Origin of the sequence: Nonomuraea mangrovi (assembly GCF_042681425.1) — a bacterium.
Classification (GTDB): domain Bacteria; phylum Actinomycetota; class Actinomycetes; order Streptosporangiales; family Streptosporangiaceae; genus Nonomuraea; species Nonomuraea mangrovi.
Map to the genome: position 1 here is coordinate 1 of NZ_JBHUFV010000035.1, position 16,004 is coordinate 16,004.

General features: G+C 72.6%; 11 protein-coding genes. 3 read left to right on the plus strand and 8 right to left on the minus strand.

The window, feature by feature from the left end; all coding sequences use genetic code 11:
* Positions 1-1,181: glycoside hydrolase family 18 protein (locus tag ACFSKW_RS23995; RefSeq protein WP_379574620.1), on the plus strand; the 1,181-nt coding region annotated here is incomplete at its 5' end.
* A 166-nt stretch (positions 1,182-1,347) separates the two neighbouring features.
* Here the strand turns inward: ACFSKW_RS23995 and ACFSKW_RS24000 are convergent.
* The 7 genes from ACFSKW_RS24000 to ACFSKW_RS24030 all read right to left on the minus strand — a co-directional run bounded on the left by ACFSKW_RS24000 (position 1,348) and on the right by ACFSKW_RS24030 (position 11,757).
* Positions 1,348-2,364, minus strand: a complete 1,017-nt coding sequence (locus ACFSKW_RS24000) for a methyltransferase (protein ID WP_379574621.1) — start codon at positions 2,362-2,364, stop codon at positions 1,348-1,350.
* Positions 2,365-2,550: 186 nt separating this feature from the next.
* Positions 2,551-3,891, minus strand: a complete 1,341-nt coding sequence (locus ACFSKW_RS24005; protein ID WP_379574622.1) for an MFS transporter — start codon at positions 3,889-3,891, stop codon at positions 2,551-2,553.
* Positions 3,888-5,378, minus strand: coding sequence for a condensation domain-containing protein (locus ACFSKW_RS24010; RefSeq protein WP_379574623.1), 1,491 nt, complete (start codon positions 5,376-5,378; stop codon positions 3,888-3,890). The genes ACFSKW_RS24005 and ACFSKW_RS24010 overlap by 4 nt, the downstream gene beginning before the upstream one ends.
* A complete protein-coding gene (locus ACFSKW_RS24015) occupies positions 5,375-6,061 on the minus strand; it encodes a DUF6875 domain-containing protein (protein ID WP_379574624.1) in 687 nt (228 codons plus the stop codon). Before ACFSKW_RS24015 ends, ACFSKW_RS24010 begins: the two co-directional genes overlap by 4 nt.
* 2 nt (positions 6,062-6,063) lie before the next feature.
* A complete protein-coding gene (locus ACFSKW_RS24020; RefSeq protein WP_379574625.1) occupies positions 6,064-7,383 on the minus strand; it encodes an FAD-dependent oxidoreductase in 1,320 nt (439 codons plus the stop codon).
* The gene (locus ACFSKW_RS24025; protein WP_379574626.1) at positions 7,380-7,502 is read right to left on the minus strand and encodes a hypothetical protein; all 123 of its coding nucleotides are present in this window, start codon (positions 7,500-7,502) and stop codon (positions 7,380-7,382) included. The genes ACFSKW_RS24020 and ACFSKW_RS24025 overlap by 4 nt, the downstream gene beginning before the upstream one ends.
* Positions 7,495-11,757, minus strand: coding sequence for a non-ribosomal peptide synthetase (locus ACFSKW_RS24030; protein WP_379574627.1), 4,263 nt, complete (start codon positions 11,755-11,757; stop codon positions 7,495-7,497). Before ACFSKW_RS24030 ends, ACFSKW_RS24025 begins: the two co-directional genes overlap by 8 nt.
* A gap of 182 nt (positions 11,758-11,939) precedes the next feature.
* On the opposite strand from ACFSKW_RS24030, the gene ACFSKW_RS24035 reads away from it, so the two are divergent.
* Together ACFSKW_RS24035 and ACFSKW_RS24040 are read left to right on the plus strand one after the other, a co-directional pair.
* Positions 11,940-13,577, plus strand: coding sequence for a glycoside hydrolase family 3 N-terminal domain-containing protein (locus ACFSKW_RS24035; RefSeq protein ID WP_379574628.1), 1,638 nt, complete (start codon positions 11,940-11,942; stop codon positions 13,575-13,577).
* Positions 13,578-13,743: 166 nt separating this feature from the next.
* A complete protein-coding gene (locus ACFSKW_RS24040) occupies positions 13,744-15,426 on the plus strand; it encodes a condensation domain-containing protein (RefSeq protein WP_379574629.1) in 1,683 nt (560 codons plus the stop codon).
* Between the two features lie 179 nt (positions 15,427-15,605).
* Here the strand turns inward: ACFSKW_RS24040 and ACFSKW_RS24045 are convergent, their stop codons facing one another.
* A complete protein-coding gene (locus tag ACFSKW_RS24045) occupies positions 15,606-16,001 on the minus strand; it encodes a RidA family protein (RefSeq protein WP_379574630.1) in 396 nt (131 codons plus the stop codon).
* Between the last annotated feature and the right edge of the window lie 3 nt (positions 16,002-16,004).

Sequence of the window (16,004 nt, forward strand, 5' to 3'; positions counted from 1 at the left end):
CCGGCAACCAGTCCGCCCACAGCACCGGCGTCACCGCCACCACCACAGGCGGCGGCGGAGGCGGCGGCAACAAGGTCCTCGGCTACTTCGTCCAGTGGGGCGTCTACCAGCGCGCCTACCACGTCAAGAACATCGACACCAGCGGCTCGGCCGCCAAGCTGACCCACATCAACTACGCCTTCGGCAACGTGCAGAACGGCCAGTGCACGATCGGCGACAGCTACGCAGACTACGACCGCTTCTACCAGGCGGGCGAGAGCGTCGACGGCGTCGCCGACACGTGGGACGCGGGCGCGCTGCGCGGCAACTTCAACCAGCTGCGCAAGCTCAAGAAGAAGTACCCCAACATCAAGGTGCTGTTCTCCTTCGGCGGCTGGACCTGGTCCGGCGGCTTCGGCCAGGCCGCGCAGAACCCGACCGCCTTCGCCGAGTCCTGCTACCGCCTGGTGGAGGACCCGCGCTGGGCGGACGTCTTCGACGGCATCGACATCGACTGGGAGTACCCGAACGCCTGCGGCCTCACCTGCGACACCAGCGGGCCCGCCGCGTTCAAGAACCTGATGTCGGCCCTGCGCACCCGCTTCGGCTCGAGCAACCTCGTCACCGCGGCCATCACCGCCGACGGCAACAACGGCGGCAAGATCGACGCGGCCGACTACGGCGGCGCCGCGCAGTACGTCGACTGGTACAACGTCATGACGTACGACTTCTTCGGCGCATGGGCGGCCCAGGGCCCGACCGCCCCGCACTCGCCGCTCACCAACTACAGCGGCATCCCGACCCCCGGCTTCTACTCCGACAACGCCATCCAGAAGCTCAAGAGCAAGGGCGTCCCCGCGAGCAAGCTTCTGCTCGGCATCGGCTTCTACGGCCGCGGCTGGACCGGCGTCACCCAGTCCGCGCCGGGCGGTACGGCCACAGGGCCCGCGCCCGGAACCTACGAGCAGGGCATCGAGGACTACAAGGTCCTCAAGACCCGCTGCCCCGCCACGGGCACCATCGCGGGAACGGCCTACGCCTACTGCGGCAACCAGTGGTGGAGCTACGACACGCCGAGCACGATCGGCGGCAAGATGAGCTACTCGAAGAACCAGGGCCTGGGTGGCGCGTTCTTCTGGGAGCTCAGCGGTGACACCACGAACGGTGAGCTGATCACCGCCATGAAGAGCGGCCTGGGGTGATCCCCGGCTAGCCCGTCAGGGCCGGTCCCCTCACACAGGGGACCGGCCCCTCGACTCTCCGCGAGAGCGCGGCTGATTTCCGGGAGCGCGGGACTGGTTTGTGGCAGCGCGGGGGCTGGTTTTCCGGGCGCCCCGGGAGGTGGCCTGGGTGGTCGGGCGGCGGGGTTCAGCGGGTGCCGACGAACAGCGAGTGGGTGGCCGAGCGGCTCAGGTCGTGGCGCTTGATCTGGCCGAGCCCGGCGTCCGCCAGCCAGCCCTCCACGGTGCGGGTGCTCGGCACGCCACCGCCCTGGGTGTGCCACAGGTTGAGGCCGAACCCCGCGGTGAAGGCTCCCTCCGCCACGCCCGCCCGGTGCTCGGCGATCGTCTCCAGGACCAGCACCTGCCCACCGGGCCTGGTGGCGCCCGCCGCCTTGGCGACGATCTCCGCGGCCTGAGCGGCGGGAAAGCCGTGCAGGACGTTGCACAGCAGCACCATGTCGTGCTTCCCCTCGATCGGGTCGCGGGTGAGGTCGGCCGCCACCCATCGGATGCGCTCGTGGTCGCCGTCGCCGAGCGCGCCTGGCAGGTCCACGACCGTGGCCGACAGCTGCGGATGCGTCCGGCAGAACGCCGCGCTGTAGGTGCCGTGCCCGCCGCCCAGGTCGAGCAGCCGGACCTCACCGTCGGGCGGCGGGGCGAGCGCGACCACCTCTTCGGCGAGCCATCCGGCCAGGCCGCGTTGGAGATCCTGGAACCTGGCCGACAGCTCAGGGCGTTCGGCGAGCCAGGGGTAGAAGTCGCCGCGGGGCCGTCCGGTCTGTACGGCGGTGGGCAGGTCCGCCCACAGGTCGCCGAGGATGGACTGCCAGACCAGCAGGACCTGGCCGTAGGACGACGGCGAGGCCGAGCACAGCCAGGCCGTGGCGGTCGGGCTGTTGGCGTAGCGCCCGTCGTGGAGCTCCACGTAGCCGGTGGCACGGAGCAGGTCGAGGAGCCTGGCCAGGCCTTCGGTGCCCGCACCGAGCCTGGCGGCCAGGTCGGCCGGGGTGCACGGTCCCTCGGCCAGCGCGTCGAACACGCCCGTCCGCAACCCGGCGGCGACCGCGTGCGTGGCCATCGCGCCGACCAGGTCGAGCAGGGGCGCGGGCGCCTGGCCTGTGGCGAAGGCGCGCACCTCGTCGGGCGGCAGGTCGAGCGGCATGCGGGATCCCTTCTACGGTGATCGTCGGCTGCGGAAATCGCTGCGGAGGCGCGGGCGGGTGCCGCCCCCGGAGACGGGTCGGATGTCAGCGGGCGGGGACGGGGTCGGATGTCGGCCCCGGAGACGGGTCGGATGTCGGCGGGTGGAGGCGCGGGTAGGTGCGGGCGCGCGGAGACGGGTCGGACGTCAGGGCGCGGGGACGGGGGCGGGCGCGTCGTCGGGCGCGTCGTCGGGCACGGCGTCGGGGAGGGTGGTCTCCAGCCTGCGCAGGCCGGGCGTGAACGCGGTGATGGCGGCCAGCGCCGCGAGCAGTACCGCGTCCAGGAGCAGCACGAACGCGATGCCGCGCCCCTCCCCCACCCCGATGAGCGGGCCGAAGCTGCCGGCGAGTCCGCCGCCCGGCATCAGCAGCGGTCCTGTGACGAACTCGGCGACCGGCGCGGCCAGCAGGTACGCCACGGGCGTCGCCGCGGTGCCGAGCGAGTGGGCGGTGCCGAGCACCCTGCCGAGGACCTCCCGTTCGATCTTGGTCTGCATCACGGCCTGCGCGCAGCCGCCCACGACGGGCAGCGTGAACAGGAAGGCCGCGGCGGCCACGCCGACGAGCAGCGGCGAGGGCCGCAGGGTGTGCAGGAACAGGGCCACGCCACCGGCGGCCATGAGCACCGCCATCCCGCGCACTCGCCCCTTCGGCCCGCCCCAGACCCCCATGAGCAGGCTCCCGCAGAACATGCCTGCGCCTCCGGCCAGCATGAGCACGCCGAGGACGTCCGCCGTGGCGAACGACAGGATCAACGGTTGCACCAGGACGCCCGCCGTGGCGAACACGAAGTTGAACCCCGTCTGCACGAACACCAGACCCAGCAGTTGCGGCCGCCGGCGCAGGTAGCGCCACCCGACGACCAGGTCGGTCCGCAGGTCAGGCGCCCCGGCCGTTCCGGCGGGCCGCAGGACGGCCGCGGGCAGCCGTACGAGCAGGAGGGTCAGCACCGCGACGGCGAACGTCGCGAGGTCGACGACCAGCACCCCCGCCGTCCCCACCGCGACCAGCAGGGTGCCGGCCAGCACGGGGGCGGCGATCTGCGTGGCCCAGGTGATCTGCATGAGCCCGTTGGCCCTGCCCAGGTGCCGCTTCGGGATCAGCAGCGGGGTCATCGCCTGGTAGGTGGTGGCGTGGAAGGTCCCGCAGGCCGCGGTGATCGCCGACGCCAGGTACAGGTGCCAGACCGCGAGCCGGTCGCCCTGGATCAGGAACACGATGGCGAGGGTGGGCAGCGCGGCCAGGCAGTCGGTGACGATCAGTACCCGGCGACGGTCGAAGCGGTCCACCACGATCCCGGCGAACGGGCCGATCAGGATGCCGGGCAGCAACCCGCAGAGCATGACCAGCGCGAACTGGGTGGGCGAGCCCGTCACCTGGTACACCCAGACGCCGAGGACGAACCCGGTGAGGCTGGAGCCGACGCCCGACAGCAGCGAGGCGATCCAGACGGCGGCGAAACGCAGGATGTCCGCCCTGGCCCTCACCGCCGGATCACCGCCACGACGCCCGCGATGGTCGGGTTGTCGAAGAAGTCGTCCAGCGGGACCTCGACGCCGAGCCGCTTGCGCATGCGGGCGATGATCTGTGTGATCGTCAGGGAGTGACCGCCGAGGTCGAAGATGTCGTCGTCCTGCTCGATGGGGGAGATCTGCAGCACTTCCTCCCAGATCTCCCGGATCTGTACGGCCAGCGCGTCCCCCGTTCCCCCGTCGTGCTGGTCCGAATGAGCCGAAGGCGTGGACGCCCCGGACACCGCGATGGACACGGAAGGCGTGGCGGGAGCATCGGTGAGAGCGGGCGCGATCAGCCGGCTCAACGGCCGTCCAGGATCGTCGGCCACGGCGTCGAGGACGGCCCGCAGGTCGGCGGCGAAGCCGGGCGCGTCGACCGGCTCCTCCGGGTCGTACCGGAGGCTGGCCTCGACCCCCGACGGCCCGTCGGCGAGCTGGAGCTGAAGGGCGCCCCGCACGCCGTGGTTGAACGCCAGCCACTCCACCTCGCCCAGCCGCGGCTTCTCGCCCACGCGGCGGTAGCTGATGGAGACGGGCGCGAGCGCGGCGTGCGGTTTGATCCCCGGCACCGCTCTGGCCAGCGGAACCTCGCGGAACCGGTAGAGCCGCCTGAGCTCGGCCCGCACCTCCGCGGCGAAGTCGGCGAACAGCGCGTCAGGCGAGGGGCCGGTGAACAGCGGCAGCTCGTTGACGTGGCATCCGACGCGGTCCTCCTCGGCGGGTGTCCTGGTGGACAGGTCGAGCGCGGTGACGACGCCGGCGTTGCCGTACGACCGCAGCAGCGCGTGGACCGCGGCGACCAGCACCTCGAACCTGGTGAGGCCGGGCAGGTCGGGAACCTCGCAGGGGAACTCGACGACAGCGCCCGCCGAGGCGCGGCGAGAGCGCAGCCCGCCGCCGCGCACGACGATCTCGCCTGGCTCCCGCCACCGGGGCGTCCAGAACGCGCCGGCCTCCTCCAGCAGGCTCTCGACGCGCTCCCGCTGCTCGGCGGCGACATCCGTATGGCGTGCTGCGGCGTCGACGCCGGGCACGGGCAGGGACTCACCCTCGAGCAGGGCGGTGAGGTCGGCGACGAGCACGTCCTTGGACCGCCCGTCGAAGACCACGTGGTGGGCGACGACCAGCAGCGTGTCGCCGAGCAGGGAGAAGCGGATCAGCGGTCCCCGTTCCAGGTCGAACGGCCGGACGACCTCCGCCCTGACCGCCTCCTCCCCTCCTTCCCCGACGCGGAGCGCGGGCGGGCAGGCGGCGGGGACCAGGTGGAGCACGCCGTCCCTGTCCTCCAGCGCGCACCCCAGCAGCGGGTGCCGGTCCACCACGCCCCTGCACGCCTTGGCCAGCGCGTCACGGTCGGCTCCGCCGTTCAGCCTGATCGGGATCGGCAGGTGGTAGACGGTGCCCGCGCCCGTCAGCTCGGTGATCCACATGCCGTGCTGGGTGAAGGAGACCTGGCTCATGTGAGCACCTCTCGGGTGGGTGGCTCGTCGGGGATCCGCCGGGCGGCGGCGATCGCCTCGCGCAGCGGGGCGGGCGGCCGGTCGCCGAATCGTTCGAGGTAGGCCCGCACGTGGCTGGGCACCTCCTGCAGGAAGGGGAAGTCGCTGGCGACCATCTGCCGGATCGCGAGCAACGGCACGGGGCTGTTCAGCGGCAGGAAGTCGGGGTTCCATAGACCGGACTTGGGCGGGGGGCCTGGATGGAACTCGCCGATCATGAGTCCGGCCTCCACGTACGCCGACTTGAGCTCGAGCTGGGCCGCGTCGACGACGGCGGCGGCCCGCGCGTCCGGCAGGTCGGGGAACAGCACGAGGATGGTGCGGAACTGCGGCGCGACGCCCGGCGGCGCCGCCAGCCGCTGGAACCAGTCGCGGTAGCCGGCGAGCACCCTGGAGATGTCCAGGACCGTCGGCTCGCCCTGGCAGACGGCCAGGTAGAACGTGCCCCTGTCGAGCGCGGTCTGGGCGTAGGGGCAGACGGCGCCCTTCCTGCCGAGGTCGGGGTGGGGGTTGCACAGGTACTCCCGTGCCCAGGTCACGATGCGGCGCAGCGGCTCGCCGTACCGCTTGACCAGCTCGTCTTCTCCGTCGAGGTCGCTCAGCTCGATCAGCGTGCGGGAGGGGTCGGCGGGATCGATGAGCATGGTCAGTGTCCCTTCCTGACGATCTTTCTCATCGCGGCCAGCGCGGTGGCGCCCGCGGCTGTCACGGCGGCCCAGCGCAGGATCGCGTCCTGGCGGCGGGCCTTGGCGAGTGCGTCCGCGTACGGCATCGTGGTGTGGGAGATCATCGTGTAGAGCGGGACCCAGCGGCCTGGGAACGTCCTGGCCAGCAGCAGGTCGGCCTGCCTGCGCAGATGGTGGAACGGCGAGCGGACGCGGTCGCGCAGCTCGACGAAGTTCTGCCTGGACAGCTCGTCCAGGACGTCGGTGTGCGGCCTGCGCGCCTGCTCGAACGCGGCGAACGCGCGCTCAGGATCGCCGGGATGCTCGCCCAGGCACCGGTCGAGGACGAGGCAGTCCTCCAGAGCCGAGTTCATGCCCTGGCCGTAGAAGGGGTAGACGGCGTGGCAGGCGTCTCCCACGAGCACGACCCTGCCCCGGTGGTGCCACGGCGCGGTGCGGATCGAGACCAGGTGCCCGACGGGGTTGCCGGCGTACTCCTTGGCCAGGTCGGGCATGAGCGGGAGCGCGTCGGGGAAGCGCTCGGCGAAGAAGGCCTCCGGATCGGTGATCTCGGCGAACCCGCCGGGCCCCTCGTGAGGAAGGAACAGGGTGGCGGTGAGCGAGTTGTCCATGTTGGGATGGGCCACGATGAGCCCGTCGCCGCCGGGCCACACGTGCAGCGCCTCCAGCCGCACGCGGGCGGAGCCGTCGTCCGCGGCGGGGATCGTCAGCTCCTTGTAACCCCAGTCGAGGACCTCCTGATGGAGGTCGGCGCGCAGCCCGCGGTGAAGCTGCGTCCTGATGGCGGAGAACGCGCCGTCCGCGCCCACGATCACATCGGCCGTGACCCTGCTGCTCTCGCCGCTCTCCTCCTCCACCACCTGGACGGCGGGCGCCTCCCTGTCCAGCTCGACCACCCTGTGTCCGAAGTGGAAGCTCACCTCCGGCCGGGCGTCGGCGTGGTCGATCAAGAGGGACACCAGGTCCCTGCGCAGCACCGAGTGAAGGATCTCGTCGTCGCGGGCGCCGTACGGATGGAAGGTCGTCTGGCCGCCAGGCACGTGCACGGCCCTGCCGCGCATCGGCACCGTGAGCGGCCACACCCGGTCCATCAGCCCGATGCCGCCCAGCGCGCGCACGCCGCGGGCGGAGAGGCCGAGGTTGATCGACCTCCCTTCGGCATCGGCCTTGCCACGCGGATCGGGGCGCCGCTCGTAGACGGCGACCTGATGCCCGCGTCCGGCCAGGTAGCACGCCAGCAACGTGCCCGCGGGCCCGGCGCCCGCGATCAGGAACCTCATCCGCGCTCCTGTGCGGTCCACGCGGCCGGCAGGATCACGCGTCCTCGCGCGATCTCGTGTTCCGCCTCCAGCGCTTCGTCGTCCTGCAGTGGTTCGGGTGACAGAAGGGGTTCACTCATGGCTCTCCTTGGAAGCGGCGGCCCCGACCAGGACGCCGGCTGCGATGAGGTGATCGAGATGACCGTCGAGCAGCGCCGACGCCGGCGGGCAGGTCAGCCCGGCCGTGGCCAGCGTGCGTTCTGTCGCCGCGCAGTCGAAGACGGGGCCCTTGGCGTCGCCGTACTCGGCGAAGAAGCGCGGGAAGGCGGCAACGGGGAGCGGCTCGCCCGCCGCCAGGCGCCTGCGTACCTCCGCCCGCCACCGCGAGCCCTGGACGAGGCGCACGGGAAAGCCCTTCGCGCGCAGCCCCTCGACGAGCTCGGCCGAGCTCAGCGTGCGGGGGTTGTAGTAGTGGAAGTCACCGGTCGCCCGCGTGCGCGCCAGGTGCCCGATGGCGGCCGCCACGTGGTCGACGGGGGCCAGGTCCAGGTTCTCGCCGTCGGGGACGCCGCCCATGGCGACGCAGGTGGCGAAGAATCTGCCGAGGAAGTCGTCGGGCGGGCACGCGCCGGTGCGGCTGTCGCCCGCGATCCTGGCGGGCCGGTGGATCGCGACCGGCACTCCCGCCTCGCGCGCCGACGCCGCCAGCCGGTCGGCGACCCATTTGCTCTGGTCGTAGCCGGGATGCAGCAGTTCGGGGTCGGGCAGCGGGTCGCACTCGCGCACGATGCGCTCGCCCGGCGTCAGGTGCACGCCGAGAGTCGAGACGACGTGCACGGGCGTGGTGAGCGCGCCGCGGCCGGCCAGGCGCAGGATCTCCAGGGTGCCGCCGACGTTCGCGGGCCGCAGCCTGCCGTACGGCCTGGCGAAGTCGACCTGGCCACCGCTGTGCACGATCAGGTCGAGGGTGTCGGCCAGGTCGTCGAGCCGCCCGGCCGGAAGGCCGAGCCCCCGCGCGGCCAGGTCGCCCTGCTCGGGGACGATCCTGGCCAGGTAGGCGTCGCTCCAGAGCCCGTACCGCTCCAGGTTGCGCCGCACGCGCTTGACCGGGGACTCGCCCCTGACCAGGCAGTGCACGACCGTGTCCGGGTCGCCGAGCAGGTCGGCGAGCAGGTAGGCGCCGAGGAAGCCCGTGGCCCCTGTCATCAGCACCCGCCGAGGTGGGGCGGCGGGCACGGGTCCGGCCGGCGGCGGGAAGTCGGCGGGAAGCGTGGCGTCGGCCATGAGGTCGGGCTTTTCCGCTGCGACGTCGTGCCCGTCGATGCGGGCGGCCAGCTCCGCCAGGTCCGCGGCGGCGAAGAAAGCGCCCAGTTCGACGGCGACGCCGGTGCGCGCGGCGATGCGGTTGACGGTCTTGGGCGTGAGCAGCGAGTGGCCGCCGAGGTCGAAGAAGTTGTCGCGCCGCCCCGCGCGTACGCCGAGCGTCTCCTCCCAGGCGGCGGCGACGGCGCGCTCGGTCGGGGTGCGCGGGCTCTCGTACGGCACGGCCTCCGCGTCGGGTGCGGGAAGCGCGCGGTGGTCGACCTTCCCGTGCGGGGTCAGCGGCAGCCCGTCGAGCATGACGACGGCCTGCGGCACCATGGCGGCGGGCAGCCGTTCCGCCAGGAATCCGCGCAGCTCGGCCCTGGAGACGGGCGCGCCGGCCAGGTAGGCGACCAGCCGCCCTTCGACGGCGGTGACCACGGCCTCGCGCACGGCGGGGTGGGCCAGGCAGGCGGCCTCCACCTCGGCGGGCTCGATGCGCACGCCGTTGATCTTGAGTTGCCTGTCGACCCTGCCGAGGAACTCCAGCCGGCCGTCGGGGCGGCGCCTGGCCAGGTCGCCCGTGGCGTACATCCCGGCTCCCGGGGCGAACGGGTCGGGCGGGAACCTCTCGGCGGTCAGCTCGGTGCGGCCCAGGTAGCCGCGTGCCAGGCAGGGCCCGCCCAGGTGGAGCTGACCGGGGACGCCGATCGGGGCGAGCCCGCCGACGTCGTCGAGCACGTAGGCCCGCACGTGCGGCAGCGGCGAGCCGATCGGCAGGTGCGTTCGCTCGCCGAGCTCGGAGCCGTCGACCGTGCGGTAGACGGTCGCGCAGACGGTGGCCTCGGTGGGGCCGTAGTGGTTGAAGAAGGCGAGGCGTCCGCCGGTGAGGCGGGCCCAGGTGCGCAGCCGGTCCACCGGGACGCTCTCGCCGCCGACCATGACCGTGGCCAGCGGGCCGGGGTCGACCGCGTCGAGGCCGGACAGGTCGTCGACCCACTGCTGCCAGAGCGCGGAGGGGGCGTCCACCATGGTGATCGCGTGGTCGGCGCAGAGCCGTAACAGCTCGTGGCCGGTGAGCGCGACAGGATCAGGGTGCAGCACGATCGCCGCGCCGCTGACGAGGGCGGGGTAGAGGTCGCCCGCCGAGGCGTCGAAGCTCAGCGGCGGGACCATCAGGACCCGCTGGCCGGGCCCGAACCCGTGCAGGTCGACGAAGGCCCGCGCGAGCCGCGCCACTGTGTCGTGCCCGACCACCACCCCTTTGGGCGCCCCTGTCGAGCCGGAGGTGTAGATCACGTACGCGGGGGCGTCGCCTTCCGCTCTCAGGCTCGGGGCGTCGGCGGGGGCGAGGAGTTCGTCGACGCGGGCGGTGGGCGTGCCTGCCACGCGGAGTCCTTCAGCCACGATGGCCAGGGCCGCTTCGCAGTCGGTCAGCAGCGCGGCCAGCCGTTCGGCCGGCTGCGACGGGTCGAGCGGAACGTAGGTCGCCCCCGCCTTGAGCGTGCCGAGCACCGCGACGATCGCCTCGGGGCCGGCCGTGGCGCAGACGGCCACCCGCTGTCCCGGCCGCACTCCGCGAGCGGCCAGCCCTCTCGCCAGCGCCTCCGCCTGGGTGTCGAGCTCCAGGTAGGTCATGGTCCGTTCGGGCGTGACGACGGCGGGCGCTCCAGGTTCGCGGCGCGCCTGCTCGGCGAACAGCTCCTCGAGGCGTACGGACGGGGCGGCGGCGGGCGGCGGGCCGTCAGGCAGCAGCACCGCGATCTCCTCGGGCGGCAGCATCGCCAGCTCGCTCAGTCGCGCCTCGGGCCGTGCCGGCATCTCCCGCAGCAGCCGCTCCAGATGACCCGCCATGCGCCGCACCGTGGCGGCCTCGAACACCTCGGTGCTGTAGGTGAACAGGAACTGCAGGGCGTCCGGGTACACCACGACATCGAGCGCCAGGTCGAACCGGGCGGAGGCGAGACCGGAAAGGACGGGCTCGCCCTCCATCCCGCCCAGCCTGAGCGGTTCCCCGTCGGGGTTGCCGAGCATGAGCATCGTCTGGAAGACCGGCGGGATCGCCGGGTCCCTTCCCGTCCCCAGCTCGCCGACGACCCGCTCGAACGGCACCGCGGCCCTGCCGAACCCGCGCAGCAGGCGCCTGCGCACGCGCTTGAACAGCTCCCTGACAGACGGGTCACCGGTCAGGTCCGCGCGCACGGCCAGCGTGTTGACGAAGAGCCCGAAGACCGCCTCGAGGTCCTCCTCGTCCCTGCCCGCGACCGGGGTGCCGACGCAGAAGTCGTCCTGGCCGCTGTGCCGCCGGAGCAGCACCTGGTAGGCGGCCATCAACACCATGAACGGCGTGCAGCGCTCGGCCCTCGCCAGCTCCGTGACGCGCTCCCACACCTCGATGGGCATCCGGTGGATGGCCATGGCGCCGTTCCCGCTCCTCACGGCGGGCCTCGGCCGGTCGATCGGCAGCTCGAGCGGCGGCACCCCGGCCAGTTCCTCCCGCCAGAAGGCCAGCTCTCCCGCGTGGTCCACGGCGCGCTGCGCCACCGCGTGGCTCCGGTACGGCGTGGCAGGCCGCGAAGGCGCGACGCCGCCCGAGGCGAAAGCCGTGTAGAGCTCGTCGAGCTGGGGGAACATGATCCGCTCGACCGACCAGGCGTCGCCGATGATGTGGTGCATCACCATGACGAGCACGTGATGGTCGACGCCGAGACGCATCAGGGTGACCTTGAGGAGCGGGCCCTCGGCGAGGTCGAAGGAGGCGTTGGTGCGCGCGGCCACGAGCGCCGCCAGCCGTTCCTCCGTCTCGTCCTGGGCCTCGACCAGCTCGACGACGACGGGGGCGGCCGGCCGTACGGACGCGACGGGGGTGCCGTCGATCTCCGGGAACACCGTTCGCAGCGACTCGTGGCGGGCGACGAACTCGGTCAGCGCCCTGGCCAGCGCGGACTGGTCGAGCGGGCCCCGCAATCGCACGCTGACGACCATGTTGTAGCTGGAGTCCCCGCCTGCCAGACGGTCCAGGAACCACATGCGCTCCTGGCCGTGGGACAGCACGGTGGTGAACTGATCTCTCGGGTTCCGACCTCGCGCCACAGGCAAGGACATCCTGACCGTCTCCCTCAGTGGGTGAGCCTGGTTTTCTGACCTGAGACTTGACAAAATAATTCTTAGGAAAGTTTCCTATTAATTAGCCGACCTGATGCTACACACTGGGACCGGAGGCGGACAAGCGCCTGCGGCCCATCGGCCATTCCACCTGCGCGATGGAGGAAACAATGGCGAGCCAGGGTGCCAGGAGAGGCGAGAGCCCCGTCCTGGCCGCACTTGCCGACGCCGTGCTTCAGCCGGGATTCGTCGGCACCACGCTGCCCGAATGGGTGCGACGACGGCTTTCCAGCGGCCTCGGCGGAATAGCCCTCTATTCACGAAATATCGTGACAAACGAGCAGGTCATGGACCTTACTGCGGCCATCAGGGCCGAGAATCCGCACGTCGTCATCGCCACCGACGAGGAGGGCGGTGACGTGACCCGCCTGGAGGCCAGGACGGGCAGCTCCCGTCCGGGCAACCTCGCCCTCGGCGCGGCCGACGATCCCCGGCTCACCGGACGCGTGGCCAGAGGACTGGGCCTGGAACTCGCGCGAGCCGGCGTGAACCTCACCTACGCCCCTGTCGTGGACATCGAAGGCGACCTGGACAACCCGGTGGTGGGCACCCGCGCGTTCGGCTCCGATCCCGCGCTGGCGGCCCGCCACGCCGCCGCGTGGGTCACCGGCGTCCAGTCGGCGGGGGTCGCGGCGTGCGCCAAGCACTTCCCCGGGCACGGGGCCACGTCCGCCGACTCCCACGACGAACTGCCCACCATCACCTATTCCGCGGAGGACCTGGCCCGCCTCGCCCTGCCACCGTTCAGGGCGGCCATCGACGCGGGGGTCAGGGCGGTCATGACAGGACACCTCCTCGTGCCCGCCTACGACCGGGACTCCCCCGCCACGATGAGCAGCCGCCTGCTGGTCGAACTGCTTCGAGGGGAGCTCGGCTTCGACGGGCTGATCGTGACCGACGGGATCGAGATGGCACCCGTGTCAGGGCGGTACGGCCTCGGCGGTGCGGCCGTCAAGGCGCTCGCGGCGGGCGCCGACGCCATCTGCGTCGGCGGCGAGAACGCCTCCGCCGGAGTGGTGGGACTGATCCGCAACACCATCATGGCCGCGGTGATGGACGGCACCCTGCCGGAGGAACGCCTGGCCGACGCCGCCGCCAGGGTCCGCCTGCTGGCCGACTGGGCCCACGAACACCGCCGAACCACCACCCCTGACTCCGGCACCACTACCGACACATCGACCACCACCGGAATCGGGACCGAGGCCAGGACCGGGACCGAGGCCGGGGTTGGAACGGGGCCAGAGTCGGAGGCGGCCCGGCGGGCGTTGCGCGTCACCGTGAACCGGCGACCCAGACCCGGCGCCCCGCCGCACGTCATCGAGCTGGCCTCCCCCACGAACCTCGCCGTCGACCCGATCACCCCGTGGGGCATGGCCGACGCGCTGACCTCACGCCTCCCCGCCACCACGGTGACGCGGCTCGCCGAACCGGACGGCCACGAACTCCTGAGAGCCGTGGAGGCGGCCCGAGCACGGCTGCTCGTCGTGACCGTCCGCACCGCACACCGGCACGCCTGGGTACCGGCCGCGCTGGACCAGATCCTGGCCAGGCGCCCCGACGCCGTGGTGGTCGAGATGGGCACACCCAGCACGGCCACACCCGGCGCGATCCACATCGCGACGCACGGCGCGACCAGAGTCTGCGCGCGGGCCGCGGCGGAGGCCCTCGCCGACCTCGGCCTGCTCGACCCGGACAACCTGCTCGACCCACCCGCCGGGCTCGACCCGCTCCGCTCGTTCGGCTCGTGAAGGCCGAAGCGATAGCCGGCGCCGGGACGTGGAGCTCGGCGGGGGATCTTGCGTCCCACCGGGCCCTGTGATTCCGTGCAGAAATGTAAAGGTTCTTTCCAGTTTCCTCCGCGGCCCACACCGTCCGGAGGCGAGCCGAGGCGAGGACGTCATCACCACGCTCACCGTGCGCTTCGAGGGACAGACCGACCGCCGCGGCCCGCTGACCATGGGCCAGGCCAACATGGCACGTTGCGTGCGGAGGGACCCGCCTCCGCACATGAACTTCCTGGTGGTCAAACGGCTGCCGAAGCGGGCCACGCTGGACCGCGTCGAGGCGGCCACGCGCGCGCTGCTCTGCCGGCACGAGGGCCTGCGCACGACCTTCACCGACGATGGCCAGCACGCGCACGGCGCTGGCGAGCTGGCCGTCCCCGTCCATGACGCCGACGGCGAAGCCAGGCTCGCGGCGGAGGAGGTGGGCGCGGGCCTGCGGGCGGCGAGGTTCGATCTGGCGGCCGAGCTGCCGGTCCGCATGGCCGTGGTGCGAGAAGGGGGGACGCCGCGTTTCGTGGTCTTCGTCCTGCCACACACCGCGGTCGACGCGATCAGCCTGGCCCAGGTCGTCAGCGAATGGGAGGGCCTGCTGCTCACCGCGCACCCCACGGACCCGCCACCCGCGCAACGGGCCGACCCGGCGGACCCACCACCGACACATCAGGGCAACCCGGCGAGCCCGCCACCGGCGCAGCGGGCCGACCCGGCGAGCGCGCCGCTGGTGCAGCCGATCGATCTGGCCGCCGCCGAGCGTACTCCGCAGGCGTCGCGCAGGGCCGCCTCCACGTTGCGCCACTGGCGTTCCGGCCTGGCCAGGGCGCCGCAGTCGATGTTCCCCGTGGCCTACGACGTCGAGCACGCTCTGCTCCCCCGGCTGCGCATCCGTTCGGCCGCCGTGGCCACTTCGCTGGAACGTGCTACCAGGCGGACGGGAGCGAGCCGTTCGGTCCTCGTGATGGCCGCGCTCGGCGTCCTGCTCGGCCGCCGCACCGCCCAGCCCACCTGCCTGCTGGCGTCGCTGTCGAGCAACAGGACCCATCCCCGGCTGCGTGGGCACGTCGGCCCGCTGGCCCAGGACGCGCTGATCGTGGCGGATCTCGACGCGGCCACGTTCGACGATCTGGTCGGCCGCTTCAGGGTCGCCGCGCTGAGCGGCTACCAGCACAGCAGGTTCGACGCGGCGGAGCTGTGGGAGACCATCCATGCCCTCGACGCCGAACGCGGCACCAGGTACGCCAGGGACTGCGTCTACAACGACATGAGCCTGCAGGCCGTACCGGCCGGGGAGCCGAGGCCCGCCTCGGACGTGGAGCTGAGCTGGTTGCCCGCGGCGTCGCTGCCGGCCAACCTGTCGCTCTGGGTGAACCGCCTGGACGACGAGCTCGACCTGGTGCTGTGGGCCAACCCGGAGGCCATGCCCGCGCGGGAGGCGGAGCGGTTCGGGACCGGGCTGGTCCGGCTGCTGGTGGCGGCGGGTGAGGGCGCGGTGGACCTGGCCTCGCTGGAGGAGGTCACGGGTGTGGCGTCCGTATCGTACGGGCCCGGGTGGGTGCGGAGCGGCGGGTCATGGGTGCGGCTCGAGTCCGTCAGCCGGCTGGTCGAGGCCGCCGCGCCCGGATTCCTGCCGCGGATCACCGCCCAGCCCGACGGCACCCTGACCTGCGACCTCGTCGCGCGCGACGCGTCGCGGAGAGCCGACGCGCCCACGCCCGAGCAGGTCCGCCGCGCCTGCATCGACCTCCTGCCCGGCCGCGCCGACGCGATCGCCCCGCACCACGTCGTCGTCCACGCGGGCGACCTTCTCCCCCAGTGAACGCCGGCCCCTCACCCCCGGCGCCTCCAACGCCGGGGCCCGCCCCCAGAGCTCCCCGCTCCTCCACCGAACCACCGGGCCGCGGTGACATCCTCGCGGGAGGACGCGGCGGTGACCCCCGGGGCGCGGCACGGACCGCGGGCGCGGGCGGCCCGTGGCCGCCCACTCCGCGCGGGGCGTCAGGGGCGGACGGCCGTGGCGTCGATCTCGAACAGCATGTCCGGCAGGGCGAGGGAGGCCACGCCGATCAGCGTCTGGGTGGGCGGCCTGTCCCCCCAGATCTTCCCGATCGCCGCCGCGACGACGGCCAGCTTGTCGAGGTCGTGGTCCACCACGAACGTGCGGATCCCCGCGACGTCCTCGAAGGACAGACCGGCCGCCGCCAGGGCAGTGCCCAGGTTCGACAGGGACTGTTCGACCTGCTCGGCGAAGTCCGGAGAGGTGACGTGTCCTTCGAGGTCGGAGGCGTACTGCCCGGCGACCAGGACCAGTTCGCCGGAGACCGCGGCGACGTGGCTGTAGCCGAAGGAGACGGGGTCGTGCAGGGTGGCCGGGTTGATGATGGTGACCGACATGTC